The following is a 17,116-nucleotide window of genomic DNA, read 5'->3' as shown; positions in this document are numbered from 1 at the left end:
TTCTTTATATTGTGGATATACCTTTTGAAATTAATTTTTTCGTTGAAACTTTATTTTATAACTATAGGTGTCTATTAAATAAAGTACAGCTCTTCGGCATAACGAGGGGGTGATTTCCGTTCCGACTGGGCGCTTTGTAGCTGTCGCTACGCTGCAGGGTCTCGGGCCAACAGATGTTTTTTGAGCTAAAGCGTAGTGCAACGTAGCGACGGTCACGAAGGCGTTATCACAGAATGTGATGCTTTTAGCCTTCGTTCCTCTATCGCTGATCCCCAGGGGGTCGCCCAGTGACCACTCCAATCAACCACTTCGCTTAGCGTGCATCTTCTGGCATATCACTATAATTTATAGTGATAAACAATCCTCTAGATGCATTTATTTAAAAACTTATTTCAATATGTATCAATCATGTAGTTTCTAAAGCTTGCTCCGTGAATTGCTCTGGGATATACATTAAATACGGTTTACCTGTAAGTGGATGTGTTTGTATATCGGCATAAACACCAAATACATCTTGTAATAATGCCGGTGTAAGTACTTCTTCTGGCGTTCCAAAACAAACAATTCGACCTTGCTGTAAAACATAAATTTGATCGCAATACATAGCTGCAATGTTTAAATCATGTATTGCAGCAACAACTGTTAAATGTAAGGTTTGGATTAAATCCATAAGCTGTAATTGATGCTGAATATCTAGATGATTCGTTGGCTCATCTAAAATAAGCACCTGCGCTTGCTGGGCGAGAGCACGAGCAACCATCACACGCTTTTTTTCTCCACCCGAAAGAGAGCTAAAGCTACGTTTCTCTAAATGAGCGATGCCTGTTTGTTTCAGTGCATTTTTTACAATTTGAAAATCTCGTTCTTGATCAAGCTCCAATAGTTTTTTATGAGGTGTTCTCCCCATACTCACTAAATCATGCACTGTAAAATCGAATAAAACTGGTGTTTCTTGACTCACAACTGCTAAATTTCGAGCAATGCTTTTACTCGATTGCTTTAAAATATCCTGTTCATTTAGTAATACTGTTCCACTTTCTGGCTTTAATAAACGATACATATTCTTTAATAGCGTTGACTTCCCACTACCATTAGGACCAATTAGCCCAACAAATTGCTTGTCTTTTATTTGAATACTTACTTCATGTAATATACGTGCATCAGAAATGGAGAATGATACTTGTTTCGCTTCTAATGTCATATGCTTTAATCTCCTTCACCGAATGAATAATTGTTACTACGTAGCAACCAAATAAAAAATGGACCACCGCAAAAAGCCGTGATAATTCCAATTGGCATTTCCTCAGGAGCAATTAAAATTCGAGCAATTGCATCTGCCCAAACTAAGAAAATCCCCCCTAATAATGCACTAATCGGTATGACATATTTATGGTTTGAACCTACAATTAGCCTTACAATATGTGGAATGATTAAGCCGACAAATCCGATTGAGCCACTTACAGCAACAATCACACCCGTTAATAATGAAACTACTAAAATAAGCTGTATACGAAATTGTTGTAAGTTAACTCCTAATGTGACTGCTGCTTCTTCCCCCAGCAGTAATAAATTTAAGCTTCGATAGTGGAGCCATAACAAGGCAAATACTACAATAAAAATAATAGTTGGGATTAAAAGATTACCCCATTTAGCACCAGCTAAGCTTCCTAGCATCCAAAACATGACCGCCTTCATTCCGCCCTCTTGTTTTGACATCATTAAAATAAAGTTTGAAATAGCAGATAAAATAAAAGACACTGCCATCCCTGAAAGTAAAAGTCGAAAGACAGAAATTCTACCTCCAACGCGTGATAAGAAGAAAACTAACCCCATTGCCGTAAGAGAACCTAAAAATGCAGATACAGAAAGTGCATAAGCTCCTAAAAATGAAAAAGCACCTAAAATGATGACGGATGTAGCACCAACCGTCGCTCCAGAAGAAATCCCCAAAATATATGGTTCTGCAATTGAATTACGAACAAGTGCTTGAATGGCTGCTCCAGCAATTGCTAAACCTGCTCCTACAATAGCAGCGAGTAATACTCGCGGAGCTCGTATTTGCCAAATGATAATTTCCTGTGAGCGACTCCAATCTTCTTCTATTGAATTTTGTATTATTGGGATTTTAGAAAGGATCACTTTCCATACATAAAATGGGGTAACAGAAACCGATCCAACCATTATCGCAATTGTCATTGAAATGATAAGTACTAGAAAAAGAGTCATTGAGAGTAGCATAAATTTTTTATTCATATGTTTATTAACTCCTATTATTAAAGATCAATTTTTCCTTGGCGTAATTGTTGTTGCTGCTGTCGTTTACTTTCGGGACAAAAAGAAGCATTGAATGAAGATAAATGAAACAAAAAAGGGTATTCTATGCAAACACGCATAGAAATACCCTTGATAAAACAACATCAGAAAGATTTCCTTCTACTATTGTCCGTAATTGCTTTCATCCACGTGGGCATTACAGGAATTACTAATTGGCAGGTCTCCTGGCTTCGAATCAATGTTACTATGATTGCCTTCCCATCCTAGAACAGTGGCTAAATCATCATAGAACTCCTCTTTACAGTTGCGGGACAGCGTCGGATTTGCACCGACTTCCCTTTTAAGTGACACATTGTACAAGATGTCACACCATTAGCATCGAATATTTAAAATTATGACGATTCTATCATATATTTTAATAGTTAGTCTATAACTAACAATGATTTATCAAGTTAAGTAGGGAAAATCACTTTGTGTTAACTATATATAATTATCAAGTTGACACAAAATCATTATTTTTTTACACTACTATTATCAACATTACTTTTTAGGGGTGAAATAATGACAACAATTGCAGAACATACTCATCACAAATTAAGAACAGTCGATATTGCCTATATTGGACTATTTTCAACATTGATGATGATCGGAGCTAATATTACGTCCATTGTACCTTTCATGATGGTTGGTGGAGTACCTATCACATTGCAAACATTTTTTGCTATTTTAGCAGGGCTTATTCTTGGTAGTAGAAAAGGGGCACTCGCTTGTACTGTTTATATGTGTATCGGTTTAGCAGGTGCACCTGTATTTGCTCGATTCAACGGAGGCTTTGGACAAATAATAAGTCCTACATTTGGTTTTATTGTCTCTTTTATAGTAGCTGCATTTGTCGCGGGGCTTATTGTAGAACGCAGTGGGACGAAGAAAAGCTATGTAGTTGCAGCATTAGTTGCTACAGCTATTAATTATTTACTAGGAACAAATTGGATGTACTTTGCCTATAAGCTATGGGCTAGTGCTACTGATGCTTTCACTTATAAGGTAGCATGGCTTTGGATGATGCCCCCTTTACCAAAAGATATTATTTTAGCTGTATTTGCAGGTATTTTTGCATACCGCCTTCAAAAAGTGTTAAAAATAATTCCAATTAAATAAAGAGATACAAAAACTGTCCAAAAGTATATAGCATACTTAATTGGACAGTTTTTGATTCATCACCAAAATTTGTTGATAACTTTTGCTATGCAAATAGTTGATTGTAGTGGAGACTGGGCGACTTCTCGGGGATTAGCAATAGAGGAACGAAAGCTAAAACCATCACGTCCTGTGATAACGCCTTCGTGACCAACATCGTGTTGGCCCGAGACCCTGCAGCGAAGCGGCTCATCGAACGCCCCCAGGAAGCTTTGCTCTGTGCGAAAGCGTAGCGTCAGCAACAAATGTTTTCTGTAGCAAAAGCAAAGCGACAGCTACAAATGTTTTCTGTAGCGAAAGCAAAGCGACAGCTACAAATGTTTTCTGTAGCGAAAGCAAAGCGACAGCTACAAAGCGCCCAGTCGGAACGGAAATCAACCACACGTTTTGGTGTGATGATCCCAGTTTTTTATTTTTAAACGTATTTTTTCATCCAGTTTAAGAAGTTATCAATAACTACATCTAAGAATTTGATAGTACCTTCATCTGTTAAATTGCCTTCTGTATCAAATTTAGTGTGTACTGCTCCAATATAAACGTCATTACCACTAAGTAATGGTGAGTTTACTCCAGGTGAGAATAAAATATCTCGTAAATGTAATTGTGCTTTAACAGTACCTAAGTTACCCATTGATGCCCCCATCATGAATGATGGTTTGCCAATCATTACTTTATCCACGCGAGATAACCAATCGATGGCGTTTACCATAACACCTGGTACTGTACCATTATATTCTGGTGTCAACCAAAGAACTGCATCTGCCGCTTTTACTTTTGCTTTAAAATCAAGTACAGGTTGTGGTGCTTCATTTTCGATATCTTGATTATACATTGGTAAATCATTTAAGCTTAATATTTCAAGATCAATTTTCTCTGTATAACGCTTTTGAATAAATTTCGCTAATTGCATATTGTAAGATTCTTTACGGATACTACCTACGATCGCTACTACTTTCACAATATTTCCTCCTAAATGTGCATTAATTTTATTATTTGTAAACAGTTTTATTTTATACCGCCCTAATAGTAGGTTGCAAATTCCTCAACTGGTTTACGGTAACCACGTAAGCGGCGACTAGTTTCTTTTTCTTTACCTATAGTAAGCATTAGTGCAATTTCATGTGTTTCTGGCACGTTAAAAAGTGCTCTCATTTGTTGTTGATCAAAACCGATCATTGGACATGTATCCCATCCACGATTTTTGGCTGCCAACATAAATAACATAGCTGAAAGTGAAGCGTTACGAACAGCTTCCTCTTTCTTAAATTCCTCGCCACGTTCTTCATAAAATTTAGTATTTTCATCGACAAGATTTTCTAACTCACAAGCATTAATAATGCCTAAGTCTACCATCCCTTGATTAAGGTTAGCAGTGTTTTTATAGGCTTCTTTATCTCCTAAAACAAGTATAACTGCTGAGGCAGAGTGCACTTTATACTGTCCGTATGCCGCTTCTCTTACTTGTTCTTTTTTTTCTTCATCTAATACTACGATGTAATTGGCATGTTGTAAGTTAAAGGCTGATGGAGCAAGCTTAACATCCTCTAAAATGGGACGTATATCTTCTTCGCTCATCTTGATGCCCTCAATAAAATTATTCGCAGAACGTCGCTTATCTATTAGTTTTGAAAATTCCATCTAATTGACCTCCAATCATTTTTCTGTTAAGAGTATGTAACTTCCATTCGAGCAGAGGCTTTTGTATCTCTGCTGAATGGAATAAAAAGTATTACTCATATTCTTTATCGAACGTAATCGTACTTCTTACAGTGTCAATAGGACGAACAAGCTTTTCAATTTGTGCACGCTTTGGCTCTAAAAATGGTGGTAACGATAATTTTTCACCTAAAGTTTCATAAGGCTCATCTCCCATAAATCCTGGGCCATCAGTAGCTAGCTCAAATAAAATTTGTGGTGCTACTCGTGCATAAAGTGATTCGAAGAAATGACGATTTACATAACCAGAAGTATGGAAGCCAAAGCTTTCAAATCGTTCAGTCCATTCATTTAGTACAGCTCGATCCTCTACGCGGAATGCAGCATGATGTACTGTACCAAAGCCTTGACGAGCTACTGGTAACACTGTGTTAAGTTCTACAACGATTTGTGCACCGTTTCCACCTTCGCCAACCTCAAATAGGTGGAAATCCCCTTCTTCCGCAATTTCAGTAAAGAGCATCACTTTTTCTAGCATCTCTTTGAAATATTTAAAATCAGCAACTCTGACAAAAACCGGACCTAAGCCTGTAATTGCATGTTCAAGAGGAATCGGTCCATCTTGCCACGGAGTGCCTGATGCCACACCTGTATTGTTTTCATCAGAAATAAGTTGATATTGCTGATCGTCAAAATCGACGAAAGATAAAGTTTTTTTGCCGAACTGCTCTTTAATACCTGTATGTTTTACATTTAATTTATCGAAACGTTTTACCCAATAGTCCAATGCCACATCTGTTGGCACGCGGAATGAAGTTTTTGAAATTTCATTTGTTCCATGCACACCTTTTGGAATGTTTGGGAAATCGAAAAATGTCATATCAGTACCAGCGCTACCTTTATCATCTGCAAAGAATAGATGGTATGTTTGGATATCATCCTGATTAACCGTTTTTTTCACTAATCGCATCCCTAACACATAAGTAAAAAATTTATAATTCTCTTCAGCACTACTTGTAATGGCAGTAACGTGGTGAATTCCTTTTAAATGATTCATTTTCTGTTCCTCCTACTTATCTCGATTTCGAGATATTTACGTAAAATTTTTTATTTATTAACTGCATTCAAACCAACCTTTTTCAGAGACAAAATCATTGTGTCCTTCTCCTGTTGATCTAATACTTCAAAAATCTCGTTAATTTTTTGTTCATGCTTTGGAAATATTTCTTCCATCAATGTTTGTCCTTCATATGTTAATAAAACATATGTGACACGACGATCCTTAGGGCAAGCACGTCGATACACAAAACTTTTTTGTTCGAGCTTATCAATAACATACGTGATGCTACTACTTGCGATTAAAATTTTCTTTCCAATCACTTGAATTGGCTGCTCACCATGGTGATATAAAAACTCAAGTACCGAAAATTCGGTTTGATTTAATTCGTATTGAAGTAAATCTCTCTTTGTTGCATCCTGAATCGTTTGATACGCCCGGAACATTACCGTAAAAGCTTTTAAATTACGATTGTCTTCCTTCATACGACTCCCTCTTTCCAATTACTTCGAATTCAATTATCTTTAATTCGAGATAATAATAACATATAAGCTTCTAAACAGCAATCCTTTTGTTTTACTTAAATCATAAAAAAGGTATCCCCTAAAATAGGAGATACCCTTTCATTTATAAATTATCGATTACTAATAGTAATTGCGGCCGTTGTTATCCTCATAAACAGCCTTTGCTAGACGAACTGTAGATATAGCCAAATCTGCATACGTCACTTTCTCAGTAGCATTGAATTTATTTTGCTGTCCATCAATTAGTCCCATTGCGCTCGCTAAAGCAACATAACCTGCGTACGCTGGATCAATAGAGCTTGCATCAGTAAAGTTTAATTTGTAAATGTCACTATGCTTTGCAGCACTCTCTAAATTCAGTATGCGTACTAACCATTCTGCAAGCTCTTGACGAGTTAATGTTGTATCTACTGCAAATTGATCTGCCGGTTGTAAAATACCCATGCTTACAGCTTGTTCAACGACTTTGTATAATGGATGCTTTTTGTCAATATTATTAAAGGATTGCTTCTCGTCGTCTCTCCCATACGGGCTGAATTCATATCCGTATGATAATGATTTAACTAAAATTTTCAAAGCTTCTCCCTTTGTTACACCTGTATCAGCATTAAAGTTTGCTGGATCTTTAACCTCTAACACGTTTTGGCGCAGTAAATAAGTTAATTCTCCTCCAGCTGTTGGATGTGAAATGGCTGGTTTATCTTTGACATTATCTATTTTTTGAAGCCATTCACCAGTAGTCGCATCAATACTATTGAACAAGCTTCCATTATATACTGGAGAGTATACTAAATTATAGTGGTGATTATCCTCACCATCCTGTTTTGCATACTGGAGCTCCAATTTCAACCCTTCACTGAACGTTGCTTTTGCTTTATCAGCAGGAATAGCTTTGTTTACAGACGGCCAATTATCAATCTTATGATTAATAACATTTAAAAAACTTAATTTCCCATCTGCACTAATACCAACAGAAAGTTCATCCCCTGCTACGGCAATGCCATTGACAATACGTGGGAAGGAGAAATAATACTGTTTGCTGTATTTATCAAATGGTGTATCTTCTATTGGTTTTGAATAGTTATGAATATATGACGGAGCCCACTCTTTTAAGTAGTCTATCGCTTTTGTTAATGCAGCATCTTTTGAAATTGGTTCTACTTTATCATCTGTCTCCTCGAAATCTCTACGTATATCCCAGTAGTTTGTAATCTCACCTGTTGCCTTGTTTACTTCAAATGATGTGCCCGAGCCATGGCTACCAAAGTCATACATATAATTAACTTCGTAAATTGTCTCGCCATTATCATTTTCTCTTTCATTAACTGATTCAATTTGTAACTTTACTTTGTCTGAATCAACTTTTAAGAATGATTTAGCTAACTCTTCTACTTCTGATACTGTAATATCCTTCTTTCTAGGCGCAAGTGGTTGCGATGCGAGTTTTTCTATACCTTTTACCTTTGGTACTTGAGAAGTGAAACCATTCATTGATTGCCACTGCCCGTTTATTGCATGTACACCACTGAAGCTTGTTGACGGCATATACACAAGCTTAGCATTAGCTTCACCTGTTTGGTAGTTATAGTCAACCATATATCGTAGATCTAATGACAGATTTTCGCGAACTTGTGCAAGTATATCTGACTCATTCTTTTTCTGTTCTAGGTTATCAAATGTTGCCTTACTAGTTGACTCAGTATAACGATACATACTTGTAACTTCACCATTCGCTAGAACTGTAATATTGAGAGACTCATTACTAAGTGGTACACCATTATGTGTTGGTGAATAAGTGAATGAATACGTAATTGGCTCAGATAAAGGTCTACTAAAACTTGAACCAAAATCACCATAAATACCGTCTTCACGAAGCTTGTAATTCGCAGTATTCGGCAATTTCTTTAGGAAGTCTTGGGCAATTTTCTTTGCCTCCCCCTCTGAATACTTTATTGGGTACAATGCATCCGCCATATTAGCAGGTTGGTAGTAGAAATTTTCTAATTCTAAACCATCACCTTTAAAAGTGAAACTACCATAAACTTCTTTGCTATTAATTACCTTATGGAAACTTAAATCATAGCGTATCGTTTTGTCGTCATTAAAGTAATGCGCTTCCCCAATTGAGAAATCTTTCTCTGTTACAAAATTGAACTTATCTGGGAATAATGTATTCAATTGCTTAATAAGCATACTTTTTGTTACTTTTGTTTCTGTTGAAGCAACTTGAATTGCAATTCTCTCTTGTGGCTCTTTTACATTTGCTGAAGCTTGTGCCATTGGCGAAAGTACACTAACAGAAAATGCAGTAGATGTTAGTATGACTCCTAATTTTTTAAAATTTACCAAAATATCCCTCCTAGAATATCATTTGCCATAATTATAATATAGATTACCAAAAATGGAAATGATGTTTTCAGATTATTTATGTTTTTGAAAAAATAGAATAGACATAGAGCTTCTTTGTTGCTCCTGAAAATTCTTATTTCTTTACTACATCAAAATTTGACCCGATTAATAACCAATTTTGAGGGAATGGTAGACCCAACTTCCAATAGCCCACCCCTCGTAGTTTGTATCGTTTGATTAAATTGAACTTCGCTTGGATGGATCTTGCATCCTCGAACCACACCACATGTGCTTTTCCTTGCTCATCATAGTATTCGAAGAACGGTGCTTGAGATCTCAAATCAAACTGTATAGCAGCATTATATTTCTTAGCAATCTCTATTGCTCTTTGTGGACTAACTGCTTCTGCATTTGGCCCCCCCTGTACAAAAGGCAGTGTCCAGTTATACCCATATAAATTCTGACCAAGTATAATTTTGTTCCGAGGTATCTCACTTACTGCATATTTAACAACCGCTTCTACTTCCGGAAGTGGCGATACTGCCATAGGTGGACCTGCAGAATATCCCCATTCATAAGTCATTAACATAACAAAATCCACTATTTCCCCATGTGCTTTATAATCATGCCCCTCTGTCCACGGACCTCGCTCACTAGCACTTGTTTTGGGAGCTAGCGCTGTCGATACGGTATATCCCTGTGGATGGAATCGACTCACAGCTCTTCTTAAAAAGTTGTTATACGCTTCTCGTTGATCGCCCGGTAAATTCTCAAAATCAAAATGAATATCTTTTATGGTTCCTAAACGCTTTGCCTCTTTAAGAATATTATTAAAGAGCAAATCTTGTACTGCTGTACTTTGAAAAATATCTCTCGCCAAATCACCGCTAAAACTAAAATTCTCTAAATTTGAGACAACCATAGCTAGAGAAGCACCTGTATCGTTTGCAATTTGAGTCACACCTTGACTCGGTGGTACCTTAAGCGTCCCATCTCGCTTTGCCTCATAGCTAAATAGAGCAAGATAAGTTAAAAATGGGCCTGCTTCTCTTGCTTGACTCAGTAATGCCTCACTAACGAATGTCCCTTTTGGCTCTAAATATGCCAATGTTTCAGCCCTTGTTTTTGGTTGAGGTGGAATATAAAGTCGCATACCAATCGATAAAGGTTGACTCGGACTAATATTGTTCACCTGAGCAAGTGTTAAATAATTAATGCCAAAACGTTGGCCAATTGAATATAGACTATCTCCTGACTGCACATAATAGAAATTTCCGACAATCGGTATCACAAGCGCTTGCCCTATAACTAATCGGTTTGGTTCAGGAATTTGATTGGCATCTACAATACTTTGAACTGTTGTCCCATATGCCTGCGCAATACTCCATAAGGACTCCCCTGCCCGTACAACATGTATTTGAATGTCAGTGCCTCCTTCTAGCTTGATAAAATCACACCTATAAAGCTTATGAATTATTAAATGAAAAGATGTCATTGTTCAGTAAGAACAGATTCCCTAAAACAAAAAAGGATCCACCGCTTATGCTAGCGAATGAACCATATTTTCTTATAAAATAGACGCTTTATTTTCTGCCTTCTACGTATATCCACTGCTGTATTTCGTGCAAATGATAAGATCCAAGTTTTTACTCTATCTTTATCCTTTAATTGTCTAACTTCTTCAACGCTTTAAAACAGCTATTTGATTAATAGAGCGCAAAATGATACACATCACGATGATAACAATCGTACAAATGTTCTATTTTTGATATATCATGATGCAAACTTCACCCCACTTTCTACACTCCCTAATAAGTCGTCGAAACAAATTTTTTTGTACACTTTTCCCTATTTTTCTTATACACAACTAGCGTAAAATGCCTCATTCTTTTCACCGTTTACTCTCTTGTATAATGAACTTACTGTAAGGAGGTGTTAGGTTGCGTTTATTTTACCAACAAAAAATGATCGGCAAAAAATCACGTAAGCTTCAAAAGATTCCATTCATTATTGAAGAGCCTGTTCATACTTTAAAAGATTTACTTAAGCAACTCGTCACACAAGAGGTTCATAATTATAACGAAAAGGCGGTGGATACTCCGCTCCATATTTATATAACTGCTCAGCAGTTAGAGGATGCAGCGCTGCATGGCAAAGTACATTTTGGTGAGAAAAAAAACGCCTCTACGCAGTCTGTAGATCAAGCAATATCCACAGTTCTTCAAGCCTTTGAAGACGAACTTTTTTTAGTATTACAAAACGAAGAACAATTAAATTCACTTAATGAACCTTTAGCAATACGAGAAGATGATGTTTTTACATTTATTAAACTGACAATGCTAGCAGGACGAATTTGGTAAGGAGGAATCCATGACACTATCAAACGATCAAATAAACCAATTCCAAAGTAAAATAGATACTGCACCAAAAGCCATTCAACCAATGGCTACAGCATTACTTCAATATATGGATAATCGCGATTTTTCCTTTAGACAGCAAATTGCTGATTTGAAGATCACGACACTTGAGGAGCTATTTACCAGACCCCTTTTCGATGTACTAACACTATTTTCATCTCCAGAACGAGCACTAACTATTAAGAAATTGGTATTACGTTACGATACAACAATGTTTCAGACTGACATTATGCGTAGGTCATTTCGATCTACACACTCCGTACAGGACCACCTTTCTCAATGCTTACAATTAATTGTAGAAATGCTGACATTTGAAGAAATGAATCTACAGGAATTATTGATGAATCACAATCAATATGAGCATGGTTCATACCCTAACTACAGCTGCTTTGTGGTTAAAAATGAGAATATGAAGGTAATGCCTTTTAATGTTTTTGAACAAATGCTTGCTGAAGAACTGTCATTAGAAAACCCTGCTATGGAAGAAGCCGTTGAACATATATTATTTGACGAGCATCAAGGCAGCTTTTTTGGATATCCACTAATAAGGGGTATTTTCAAATCGACAAATGCTCGTCTACACGAGGCACTCGGTAAACTATTAGTTGCTGCTGCACGTCAAGAGGGACTACGCCAAGCCATTGTTGAAAATATTGATCATGGCACATTAGAAGCACAGCTTACCATTATGAAGCTTATTCAGGAACATCAGCTAACTCGTTTCTCCTCAGTTATTCGCGCAGTCGATACTTGGATGGGGCTTGGCTATAATAGCTTTGATAATCAAAAAGTAACAGAGGAAGTATTGTCATTAGCAATTCGAGCAATTGAAGATGATCATTTCACCCTTGAGCTATTAAAAAGTGAACGAACGATTGATATTTACGTAGCACTATGGACAATTTCAACGAAGGATTATACGAAACTCGATACTATTTTGCCAGAGTTGTTGCAACGCGAAAAACATATCCAGCTGACAACACTCGCATTTTTGAAAAATCTAGGGAAAGTTTCCTTCACTGCTCCGTTTGTTAAGGGTCTCATTTTAACAACAAAGGATATTGAGCTATTTACATTTGCTTGGGGGAATTTCCTAAACGCAAATAACTATATTAATAGTGAATATGCTTGGGCTAACGATTGGACTACGGATATACAAAAGTTCTTGCAGGAAAATACCCAGCTGCAAGGCATTGAATACCTTCTATTTGAACAACTTGAATGGGCAAAGGGTGAACTTACGAAAGATGGTTTAACGATTACAGGAAAACCTTTATCATTCGTCTATGCACACTTGTCATTAGAAGATTTAATTTCCACACAAATAATTTTGGCCTATCATTTACAAGATGAAGAGCTATTTCAACGTATTATTGCGAATGCAGATTCTTACTCTCCTACAAGTAGAATCGGCCTTCTAAATATTTATTGTCTTGAAATTAATACGCAAGGAAAACGTGATTTTCTATTTAGCGCTTTACGAGATCGAAGCTCCATTAATCGTTCCCTGGCATTGAAAAAGATACAATCACTAACACTTACAGACGATGAAATTTTAAAAATTGAGGACCTTTTAGCGAATAAATCAGGTTCTCTTCGTAAGGAAGCTATTTCCCTCTTAAAGCTACAGTCGCAAGAGAAAATATTGCAAAGTGCTGAGCGCCTTATTAAAGACAAGAAGCAGTTGAAGCGACTTGGAGGGCTAGAATTGTTGTTAGAGGCCTCTAAAGAATATCACCTAACTAGCGAGCAAATAACAGCATTATGCGACCAGCTTCCAAAAATAACAAAGACTGAGCAAGTGTTGTTAGATCAATTGTTAACTAGTGATGTACCAGAATATAACGAGGACAATGGCTTTGGTTTATATACGCCACACCCTCCTATTCAATATGACAGCATTTCAAAAACAGATATAAAGATGAATGGCATGGGAGCATGGCAGCAACTAGTTCCTTTATATTTACAAGAAACAATGCCACTAAAAAAATTCTTTGATTATGATATAGAGAAGCTTTTATTAAAGCTCGAGCAGCTCATTCAACTATTAGATGCCAATGCCCAATATGGGTATGAGACATATCAATATCAATGGGATGATACGCCAATCACAACAACATTAGGACAAACATTTAATGTCATTGCGTCAAAAGCAAAAAATAATCGAAAAGCAAGTCTTGATGTATATCCGATACCAGATGAAATTCTTCAGTGGATTAAGACATCAAAATTGAGTGCAGAGGATTTAGCTTATTTTAACTTTTACAACAATCTCTCTGAATATCCTGCGGCGCACGAACTGAGCGAAGCAGCACAAACCTTAATCACTCCATTCTTTAATTATGTAGAAATAAAAAATCTCGTTACTAAGTTCCAAGCATTAAAATATCAGCGAACAATGAAACAAATTTTCACTGTCCTCTCACTTGATTTAAATGATACTGTTGGAGAGCAGGCGCTTCATAAAAAGGCTATCGCATTACTTGAAGAGCATTCGCCAGAATTTAACGCTTTTGAGCAAGCAATCGGTATTATGCTTCAGCTTTTAACACAAATACCTGCTGAGCAGTGGAAGCTAGAAGTAAAAGATAAGGACTATTTTTATCGCTCTACTTCATCATTAGTAGATTTAGATGTTATTGATACCTTTGTTGATCGATGTTTCTTAACCTATAGGACTTACGGTGAATTTGTCAAAATGCTGGCCATCAATGAAGAGTTATCAAAGAGGATGCCGAAAGAACAATATAGCCCGAGTATTTACTCTCTAAAGTTAGCCCAATATCTAGATGCTTTTAATGTAGGTTTATTCACTCAGGATCATTTATTTGAAGCCATCTTTACGGATACGCTAGCGTCTGAGATGTTGGTTGCTCCAAACAAATTAATAGAACATTATAAAGAGTCATTTGAAGACTTATCGAATTTCTTTGCTATTCGTGAGCAGGCCATCGATCGAATTTTAGAAATAGAGCTTATGCGCGGTGATATTCCCACAGCAGTAACGGAGCTCACTAGAAGCATTTCCTATTTCGAGGGTATTGATTATTTCTTAAAAATTTTACAAGCACTTGACGGTGAAAAGCTTGCTCGTGGCTATATTTGGCAGGCTGAAACGAAGAAGGATGTTTTTTCTCGTCTCCTTGCAAGCTGCTATCCTAAAAAAGATGAAACGGCACAGCAATTAAAAAATGCATGGGAAAAAACAGATATTTCAAAAGAGCGCCTAATTGAAGCAATGATGTATAACCAGCATTGGATAGACCTTGTTAGTGAAGTAATTGGCTGGGAAGGATTAAAAGAATCAGCTTGGTATTTTATCGCTCATACGACCGACCATTTATCGGATTTTGCTAAAGATCAGGTTGCCCTTTTCTCAAGTATTACTGCTGATGATTTCCGTGATGGTGCCTTTGATTTAGCTTGGTTCCAAAGTGCCCATCAAACACTAGGTGCTAAACAATTCAAAATCGTCTATGATGCAGCAAAATACGCATCGGAGGGAGCTAACCACCGTCGGGCACAGCTTTATGCAGATACAGCTATAGGTAAGCTTAGCCCAAAACCGTTAATGGAAGAAATTCGTGATAAACGTAATAAAGATAAATTACGTGCGCTCGGTCTTATTCCATTGAAAAATTCGGATCAAAAGGATGCACTAACTCGTTATCAATTTATCCAGCAATTTGTAAAGGATAGTAAACAATTTGGAGCACAGCGTCGTGCGAGCGAAGCACGTGCAGCTAACATTGCGCTTGAAAATTTAGCGAGAAATGCAGGAGATGGCGAAACAACACGCTTCACATGGCGTATGGAGCTATCAGCTTTTACCGATATAAAACATTTATTCCATGCACAACAGATAGAACATATTACTGCACATTTACAAATTGAAGAAGATGCAAATGTTACGATTATCGTTGAAAAAGATGGGAAACGACTTAAAAATATCCCTGCTGCTCTGAAAAAGCAGGAGCAAGTTTTAGCATTACAACAGGCGCGAAAAGAATTGCTGGAGCAATATAAACGAGCACGCCCAGCACTTGAACAGGCGATGGAGCTTGAAACTAAATACTCTGCTGAAGAGCTGATTAATTTATTAGGGCATCCTATTTTGGCTCCGCTTCTTCAAAAGCTCGTCTTTAAAAATGAAGGGCATTTCGGATTGCTAACTGAGGATGGCCTTAAGCTACTATCAGATGAAATAGTTTCACTTGCTCCGACAGCAACATTAACGATTGCCCATCCATATCATCTACTCGAAAGCGGTCAATGGCGTCAATGGCAAGCTTCTATGTTTGAACAGAAAATAAAACAGCCATTTAAGCAAATTTTCCGCGAGCTGTATGTTATGAATGCGGATGAAAAAGGACAAAAAAGATCATTGCGCTATGCGGGACATCAAGTCAACCCGTCTCAAACGGTTGCACTTCTAAAAACACGAGGATGGCAAATTAGTCATGATGAAGGGCCACGAAAAGTGTATTACAAGGAAAACATCGTTGCCTCCTTGTATACGCAAGCAGATTGGTTTACGCCAGCAGATATTGAAGCACCAACAATTGAGGGCGTCTATTTCTACAATCGTTTAACAGGTAAAGACATAACATTAGATGATATTCCTGCAACGATATTCTCTGAAGTAATGCGGGATATTGACCTCGTTGTAAGTGTTGCACATGTTGGTGGTGTCGATCCTGAGGCAAGCCATTCTACAATTGATATGCGTAGTATCATTGTGGAGGAGTTAGCGAAGTTATTAAAGCTAACGAATGTTGAAGTGAAAAAACACCATGTACTAATTGAAGGCAAACTCGCAAGCTACTCATTACACTTAGGTAGTGGTGTTGTTCATCAAGTGGGCGGATCAATGATTCCAATAATCGCCGTACAATCTCAGCACCGCGGACGTATTTTCTTACCTATGGTAGATGACGACCCACGTACAGCCGAAATCATGTCAAAGCTTTTACTGTTAAGCGAAGATACAAAAATAAAAGATCCTGCTATTTTAGGACATATTCGCAGCTATGAACAAACGCGCTAAAGACATTTGTGCATAAACGAAAGCAGCGGCTAGTTGATTTTCCTCCCCAGTTGTTAAATTTCCAATGCCCTCCGTTTTGGAGGGCCATTAATAGTGTTGAAAACAAAATGGTCAGAGAATTCTTTGTGAATGTTGTGGTTCTTTAAATAAAGGTGATTTCCGTCCCAGGCTACTCGCACATTTGTTGTTATTAGCACTACGCTTTCACACAGATTGTTGCTGAAGTTCCCTATAAATTAGAGTGACATGCTAAGTGAAGTGGTTGATTGCGGTGGAGACTGGGCGACTCCTTGGGGATCAGCGATTTAGAGGAACGAAGGCTAAAAGCATCACGTCCTGTGATAACGCCTTCGTGTTGGCCCAAGCGGCTCATCGGACGCGCCCAGAAAGCTTTGCTCTGTGCGAAAGCGAAGCGTCAGCGGCAATTGTTTTATCTGCGCGAAAGCGAAGCGTCAGCGGCAATTGTTTTATCTGCGCGAAAGCGAAGCGTCAGCGGCAATTGTTTTATCTGCGCGAAAGCGAAGCGTCAGCGGCAATTGTTTTATCTGCGCGAAAGCGAAGCGTCAGCGGCAATTGTTTTATCTGCGCGAAAGCG

13 protein-coding genes and 1 riboswitch are annotated in these 17,116 nt (G+C 37.5%); of the genes, 5 read left to right on the top strand and 8 right to left on the bottom strand.

The features are described 5' to 3' along the window. Positions 1 to 406 precede the first annotated feature (406 nt). Together ACFVT8_RS22855 and ACFVT8_RS22850 are read right to left on the bottom strand one after the other, a co-directional pair. The gene (locus ACFVT8_RS22855) at positions 407 to 1,201 is read right to left on the bottom strand and encodes a heme ABC transporter ATP-binding protein (RefSeq protein WP_387085832.1); all 795 of its coding nucleotides are present in this window, start codon (positions 1,199 to 1,201) and stop codon (positions 407 to 409) included. A gap of 5 nt (positions 1,202 to 1,206) precedes the next feature. Next, on the bottom strand, positions 1,207 to 2,253 hold the full coding sequence (locus tag ACFVT8_RS22850; protein ID WP_387085829.1) for a FecCD family ABC transporter permease: 1,047 nt from the start codon (positions 2,251 to 2,253) through the stop codon (positions 1,207 to 1,209). A gap of 217 nt (positions 2,254 to 2,470) precedes the next feature. After that, positions 2,471 to 2,663: riboswitch (cobalamin riboswitch) on the bottom strand. 172 nt (positions 2,664 to 2,835) lie between these two features. Between ACFVT8_RS22850 and ACFVT8_RS22845 the strand changes: the two genes are divergently transcribed. Next, on the top strand, positions 2,836 to 3,432 hold the full coding sequence (locus ACFVT8_RS22845) for a biotin transporter BioY (RefSeq protein WP_387085826.1): 597 nt from the start codon (positions 2,836 to 2,838) through the stop codon (positions 3,430 to 3,432). Between the two features lie 284 nt (positions 3,433 to 3,716). Further along, entirely contained in the window at positions 3,717 to 3,890 is a 174-nt protein-coding gene (locus ACFVT8_RS22840) for a hypothetical protein (RefSeq protein WP_387085823.1), read from the top strand. Here the strand turns inward: ACFVT8_RS22840 and ACFVT8_RS22835 are convergent. From ACFVT8_RS22835 to ACFVT8_RS22810, 6 genes are all read right to left on the bottom strand, one after another. After that, positions 3,887 to 4,429 carry an NADPH-dependent FMN reductase gene (locus ACFVT8_RS22835; protein WP_387085820.1) on the bottom strand — a complete coding sequence of 181 codons (543 nt, stop codon included), beginning with the start codon at positions 4,427 to 4,429 and terminating at the stop codon, positions 3,887 to 3,889. The genes ACFVT8_RS22840 and ACFVT8_RS22835 overlap by 4 nt on opposite strands. A 62-nt stretch (positions 4,430 to 4,491) precedes the next feature. Then, the gene (locus ACFVT8_RS22830; protein ID WP_387085817.1) at positions 4,492 to 5,109 is read right to left on the bottom strand and encodes a nitroreductase family protein; all 618 of its coding nucleotides are present in this window, start codon (positions 5,107 to 5,109) and stop codon (positions 4,492 to 4,494) included. 91 nt (positions 5,110 to 5,200) lie between these two features. Next, positions 5,201 to 6,184: a ring-cleaving dioxygenase gene (locus ACFVT8_RS22825; RefSeq protein WP_387085814.1), complete on the bottom strand. Its 984-nt coding sequence runs from the start codon at positions 6,182 to 6,184 to the stop codon at positions 5,201 to 5,203. A 50-nt stretch (positions 6,185 to 6,234) separates the two neighbouring features. Next, positions 6,235 to 6,669, bottom strand: a complete 435-nt coding sequence (locus tag ACFVT8_RS22820; protein WP_387085811.1) for a MarR family winged helix-turn-helix transcriptional regulator — start codon at positions 6,667 to 6,669, stop codon at positions 6,235 to 6,237. A 159-nt stretch (positions 6,670 to 6,828) separates the two neighbouring features. After that, positions 6,829 to 9,057, bottom strand: a complete 2,229-nt coding sequence (locus tag ACFVT8_RS22815; RefSeq protein WP_387085808.1) for an S-layer homology domain-containing protein — start codon at positions 9,055 to 9,057, stop codon at positions 6,829 to 6,831. Positions 9,058 to 9,190: 133 nt separating this feature from the next. Next, positions 9,191 to 10,363, bottom strand: a complete 1,173-nt coding sequence (locus ACFVT8_RS22810; protein WP_483869510.1) for a glycosyl hydrolase family 18 protein — start codon at positions 10,361 to 10,363, stop codon at positions 9,191 to 9,193. A 634-nt stretch (positions 10,364 to 10,997) separates the two neighbouring features. On the opposite strand from ACFVT8_RS22810, the gene ACFVT8_RS22805 reads away from it, so the two are divergent. The 3 genes from ACFVT8_RS22805 to ACFVT8_RS22795 form a co-directional block, all read left to right on the top strand. Further along, positions 10,998 to 11,417: a hypothetical protein gene (locus ACFVT8_RS22805; protein ID WP_387085805.1), complete on the top strand. Its 420-nt coding sequence runs from the start codon at positions 10,998 to 11,000 to the stop codon at positions 11,415 to 11,417. A 10-nt stretch (positions 11,418 to 11,427) separates the two neighbouring features. Continuing rightward, a complete protein-coding gene (locus ACFVT8_RS22800; protein ID WP_387085802.1) occupies positions 11,428 to 16,521 on the top strand; it encodes a DUF4132 domain-containing protein in 5,094 nt (1,697 codons plus the stop codon). A 290-nt stretch (positions 16,522 to 16,811) separates the two neighbouring features. Beyond that, positions 16,812 to 17,116, top strand: a 305-nt coding sequence (locus tag ACFVT8_RS22795; protein ID WP_387224329.1) for a hypothetical protein, incomplete at its 3' end; no start/stop codon positions are given.

This window comes from Lysinibacillus sp. NPDC058147 (genome assembly GCF_042884205.1).
Classification (GTDB): Bacteria; Bacillota; Bacilli; order Bacillales_A; family Planococcaceae; genus Lysinibacillus.
The sequence above is the reverse complement of the archived record's forward strand: the minus strand, read 5'-3'. Positions and strand labels throughout refer to the sequence as shown.